The 4,873-nt window shown below is 49.8% G+C and carries 5 protein-coding genes and 1 pseudogene; 2 read left to right on the top strand and 4 right to left on the bottom strand.

Annotated elements, in window-relative coordinates:
• A partial coding sequence (locus tag BG32_RS14140; RefSeq protein WP_147435083.1) for a pyridoxal phosphate-dependent aminotransferase occupies positions 1–1,149 on the top strand: 1,149 nt, incomplete at its 5' end.
• Positions 1,143–2,054 (top strand): dihydrodipicolinate synthase family protein, encoded by a 912-nt coding sequence (locus tag BG32_RS14135; protein ID WP_121527017.1) that lies wholly within the window; start codon positions 1,143–1,145, stop codon positions 2,052–2,054. The genes BG32_RS14140 and BG32_RS14135, both read left to right, overlap by 7 nt.
• Positions 2,055–2,109: 55 nt before the next feature.
• On the opposite strand, the gene BG32_RS14130 is transcribed toward BG32_RS14135, so the two are convergent.
• The 4 genes and pseudogenes from BG32_RS14130 to BG32_RS14115 all read right to left on the bottom strand — a co-directional run.
• A complete protein-coding gene (locus tag BG32_RS14130) occupies positions 2,110–2,766 on the bottom strand; it encodes a class II glutamine amidotransferase (RefSeq protein ID WP_121527016.1) in 657 nt (218 codons plus the stop codon).
• On the bottom strand, positions 2,754–3,356 hold the full coding sequence (gene pdxT, locus BG32_RS14125) for a pyridoxal 5'-phosphate synthase glutaminase subunit PdxT (RefSeq protein WP_006489390.1): 603 nt from the start codon (positions 3,354–3,356) through the stop codon (positions 2,754–2,756). Before pdxT ends, BG32_RS14130 begins: the two co-directional genes overlap by 13 nt.
• A gap of 3 nt (positions 3,357–3,359) precedes the next feature.
• The gene (gene pdxS, locus BG32_RS14120; protein WP_039882449.1) at positions 3,360–4,238 is read right to left on the bottom strand and encodes a pyridoxal 5'-phosphate synthase lyase subunit PdxS; all 879 of its coding nucleotides are present in this window, start codon (positions 4,236–4,238) and stop codon (positions 3,360–3,362) included.
• Between the two features lie 2 nt (positions 4,239–4,240).
• A pseudogene (locus tag BG32_RS14115) lies at positions 4,241–4,873 on the bottom strand (nicotinate phosphoribosyltransferase); the annotation flags it as partial.

Raw genomic sequence — 4,873 nt, 5'->3', positions numbered from 1 at the left:
TCTTCCAAGCTTGAGTTTTTCAGGCCCGATGCCTTTGGATTCATTAACGGCCTGAAGAAAGAACCACCAAAGCAGAAAATGATCAACCTTTCAATAGGCGCCCCGAACAGACCCACCCCGGAATGGATAGTGGAGGTAATGAAGGAGAACCTGTCGAATCCTGCCTATCATACTTATCCACCGCAACACGGGGCTCCGGAGCTCCTTGAGGCTGTCGCTGACTGGTACAGAAAACGTTTCGGAGTCACACTGAATCCCGAGGAAAATGTGCTTGTGACTGTCGGAATCAAAGAAGCTATTTTCAATGCATTGCATGCACTGGTAAATGCCGGTGATTCGATTCTTGTTCCTGATCCAGGTTATCCAACATACTTCGAGGCCGTTCTTTTCACCGGAGGAAAGCTTCTCACTTACAACGGCGATGTTAATCCAATGGCTACTCTAAACGAAATCGAGAGTCTTGCCAGGTTGCACAAGCCGAAAATGGTAATCGTCAATTACCCCTCAAATCCCACCGGCCGGGTGGCAAGCGGAGAATACTACGACCGGCTTTCAGAGCTTTCCGGCAAGTACGGTTTTGTCGTGATGAGTGATCTTGCATACTCCGAAATAGCCTTTGACAATCTTGATGTCAACAGTTATTTCGAAGCGCGCCAGAATCTCGAACTGGGACTGGAGTACTTCGCCTTCTCAAAGACCTACAACATGGCCGGATGGAGAGTTGGGGCAATAGTAGCCGAGAAGCGTCTTCTGGACGCGGTGAAACTTTACAAATCGAAGATCGACTCAAATGTCTTTTACCCTATACAGCTGGCCGCAGCGGCAGCTTTGAAGTCTACCCCCGATTCCTATTATCGTGAGCTCAGAGAAATGTATCAGGGCAGGCGAGATGCGATTATTGAAGGCCTAAAGGCATCGGGATTGACTTTCACCGCTCCCCAGGGGGCGATGTATGTATGGGTTTCCACTCCGGAAGGCACTGATCCATGGAGTTTCACCGAAAAACTATACAGAGAATACGGTATTCTCGTTGTTCCTGGAACTGCCTACGGCATCAATGGTTCAAAGAAGGTCAGAATGGGGTTGGTTCAAGAGTTTGAGGCAATGAAGGACGCAGCCAGAAGATTGGCAGAAGGGATATCATGGTGAAAAGACTACTTGAAGGGGTCGGTGTAGCTCCGCTAACTCCGATGAATGATGATGGTTCCTGTGTTGACTACAATGCAATAAAGTCTTATGTAGACTTCCTGGCTGAGAAAGGTGTCGACGGAATGTTTGTGCTCGGCACAACCGGTGAGGGGACATCCCTCCCATTGGCCGAAAGAAAGAAGACTCTAGAGTCATTCGTCGAGGCAAACAAAGGAAGAATGACCGTTGTATCTCATTGCGGAGCTGCAGTGCTTGAAGATATTATCGAACTGCTAAAACACTCAAAGGAATGTGGGGCGGATGCGGCAGCAGTAGTCTCGCCTTTCTTTTTCAACCACAAGCAGGAGGAGCTCTTCAGTTTCTACGACAAGATAGCGGAAGCCGTAAGCGACTTCCCTCTGTACATTTACAATATTCCCTCTCTGACCAAGAACCCGGTGGGCGTCGAAGTCATTGCCAAGCTCCATGAAAAACACAGGAACATTGTCGGTTTGAAAGACAGCAGCGGCGACTTTGTAAATTCGATGAGCGTGATTCAGGCTCTGCCGTCGACGTTCAGTACGGTCGTTGGATGCGATGCGGCATTCGCATCAGTTCTAATCGCCGGAGCCAGAGGCTGTGTTTCAGGCCCCGGAGCAGTTTTCCCGGAATTCTTCGTCAAGGTCCGGGATGCGGTAAGAGACGGTGACTACGACAAGGCATTTGATTATCAGAAGTCCTTGACAAAGCTAACGATGGCAGTTGGGAACGGCGCTAATATTCCATACATGAAACATGTTCTCGAAAGAAGGGGCCTGAAAATGGGCGGAGTGAAGACTCCTCTCAATAGGCTTGAGAATTCGGAAATTGAATCACTTGACAGCACTCTTGTCAAAGTCATGAAGGACCTTGGGATAGACTTCTAGTTCTCTCAACAAAAAAAGCGTCTGGAGAACTTTCCAGACGCATTTCTGATAATATTCAAAGACCTATCGATTCGCCGTTTTTTATTTCGATAGAGTTTCCGAGAAGACCGCCGAATTTCTCGACAGGTTCGCTGGAGACTATTCTTATCCCGTCCCTCTCGTAAAGAAACAGGGCGTGTTCCGTGTCGTCTCTCTCTGCGTTTTGCCTTATTGCCCAGACGCTTTCATAGTCCGTGAGAAGCGCGTTGATCGACGTGTAGCGGTAGTGTTCTGCCACAAAGCCCGCGGTGACTTCCAGAGCTCTCTTCGTTTCATATATCTCAAGATTGCTTACAAGAAGCTCGAAATATCTCTGCGTATCTGTGGTTCTTTCATCGCTAGCGAAGTCGTATATCGTTCCGTTGTGGCAGAAGGCGTAGTTTCTCCCCTTGACCGTGGCGTAGAAGGGATGAACGTGTTCGAGATTGACAACGTATCCCTTTGAGGCCTTTCGAGAATGAATAATGCCTACCCTGCTCGGAGGAAGCTTCTTATCGCTATCAAAGATCGCGCCGGAACTGTTGTAGGTCTCTCTTCCTTCGCCGCAAACGGCATAGCCCCAACCGTCGCTGTGAGGACTGGAAATGCCTTTCTCGGAGATGCCCTTTAGAATGTCCAAGATCCAGTTAGTATCTATGTTCTTATCTGCCTTGAAGGCGATCATTCTGCACATTTTTCAATCCTCTGTCCAGCCGCTTCGGCCATCTTCAGAAAGTACCGGTGAATCCTCAGATCTCCGGTAAGTTCGGGATGGAAGGAGGCTGCCAGCATGTTATTCTGGCGAACGAGAACCGGTGATCCGTCGTAGCTTGTAAGGACTCTTACTTCGTCACCGATCGATTCGATCTTTGGAGCTCTTATGAATACTGCCCTGAATGGTTCGGGTCCGATCTCGTCGATCTGTAGATCGACCTCGAAGCTGTTAATCTGCCTGCCGTAACCGTTTCTCTTGACGCTAATGTCTAGAACGCCCAGAGAGTCCTGATTGACGACGTTTTCAATCTTCTTGGACAGGAGGATCATACCCGCGCAGGTTGCCAGGACCGGCATTCCATCTTCTATCCTATTCCTGAGGGCCTCCCACATTTCGAATCTCTTCAAGAGCTTGATCATAGTGGTCGACTCTCCACCCGGCATCACCAGCGCCTCGACGGAGTCGAGCTCATTCCGATCCTTCACCCAGGAGGGTTCCACTCCTGCCTTTCTGAGAATCGATAGATGTTCCTGTATAGCGCCTTGAATTCCGAGAACTCCGATCTTCAACCCTTACCAGCCTCTTTCTTCCATTCGAACTTCAAGAGTCTCGATCTCGAGTCCGTCCATTGCATCTCCGACGTTCTCCGAGATCTCTGCCAGCGCTTCGGGATTGTCATAATGCAAAACTGCTTCGACGATCGCTTTGGCCATTCTTGCGGGATCCTTCGACTTGAAGATTCCCGAACCTACGAAGACTCCGTCACAGCCGAGCATCATCATGAGAGCTGCGTCGGCCGGTGTAGCCACTCCGCCGGCGGCGAAATTGACGACTGGAAGTCTTCCGAGCTCTCTTACCTGGCTGAGAATCTCGACAGGCGCACCGATTTCCTTTCCGTAGTGGACGAGTTCGGCGTCGTTCATCATTTGGACCTTTCTCACTTCTTCGTTAACGGTTCTCATATGCTTGACTGCCTCGATGATATTTCCGGTGCCAGCCTCTCCCTTTGTTCTAATCATAGCGGCGCCCTCGGCGATTCTCCTGACTGCTTCTCCGAGATTTCTCGCTCCACAAACGAAGGGGACGGTAAAGATTCTCTTGTCTATGTGATACTTGTCATCTGCAGGTGTAAGAACCTCCGATTCGTCGATGAAGTCAACGCCAATAGCCTCAAGGATCTTCGCTTCGGCGATGTGACCGATTCTAGCTTTGGCCATTACAGGGATCGTTACAGTTTCCATGATCTCTTTGATCAGACCAATCTTTGCCATTCGGGCTACTCCGCCCTCTTTTCGAATGTCCGCCGGTACTCTTTCAAGAGCCATTACTGCCGTGGCTCCGGCATCCTGAGCTATCTTTGCCTGCTCGGGATTCGTAACATCCATGATTACGCCGTTCTTGAACATTTCAGCGAACCCTTTTTTTACTGTCCAGGTTCCCCTTGCTTCCATTTTCAACACCTCTCCTCTTTATCGTTGTTCCAATAGTCACTCGCTACCTTTTCCAGTCTTGGAGTCTCTATCTTCCCTCTTCCCACTTTTGCGCAGGGTCTTCCTTCGACCTCCACGATATCTGCCGTGAAGTCCAACTTGTTTTTCAGCAGGGACGAACCGACTCCGTAAACATCCACGGGTACATTCAGCTTTTCGAAAAGATCAATCTTCTCCGCCGTGAAACCACCCGAGACGACTATCTTCAAATCCTTCATTCCGTACCTGTCGAATTCCCTTCTAGCCCTCCAGACCAGTTCGGGACAGACTCCCAGCGAAGAAGCGTCCTTAGGGACGACCGAAACGTCTCTCAAACTGCCAGAAGTATCGAATCTCACGCCCCATATCTTTCCCTTTCCCGGGCCTATGACAACCGAAGGGTCGGTCTTGCCGGGTACGAAGTTTTCACCGGTTTCGGCCTTATACGTGCGTGCAACGCAATCGACCGTCGTTCCGATCACATCATTGTCCCAATCGACCAAAATTATCCGGTTGACTCCGCCCTCTATATAACGATCGAAAGCCAATGCGGCCTCGGCCGTATCTCCGTTATACACTGCGATAAGAGCGTGAGGAATCGTCCCCATGCTCTCAAC

Source organism: Mesotoga sp. HF07.pep.5.2.highcov, assembly GCF_003666285.1.
GTDB lineage: Bacteria > Thermotogota > Thermotogae > Petrotogales > Kosmotogaceae > Mesotoga > Mesotoga prima.
Note: the sequence above shows the minus strand (reverse complement) of the source record. Positions and strands in the feature narration are given on the sequence as shown.

Excerpts from the sequence above, each read along its gene's own strand:
- BG32_RS14135 (WP_121527017.1), top strand. The coding sequence starts at position 1,143 with ATGGTGAAAAGACTACTTGAAGGGGTCGGTGTAGCTCCGCTAACTCCG.
- BG32_RS14130 (WP_121527016.1), bottom strand. The coding sequence starts at position 2,766 with ATGTGCAGAATGATCGCCTTCAAGGCAGATAAGAACATAGATACTAAC.
- pdxS (WP_039882449.1), bottom strand. The coding sequence starts at position 4,238 with ATGGAAGCAAGGGGAACCTGGACAGTAAAAAAAGGGTTCGCTGAAATG.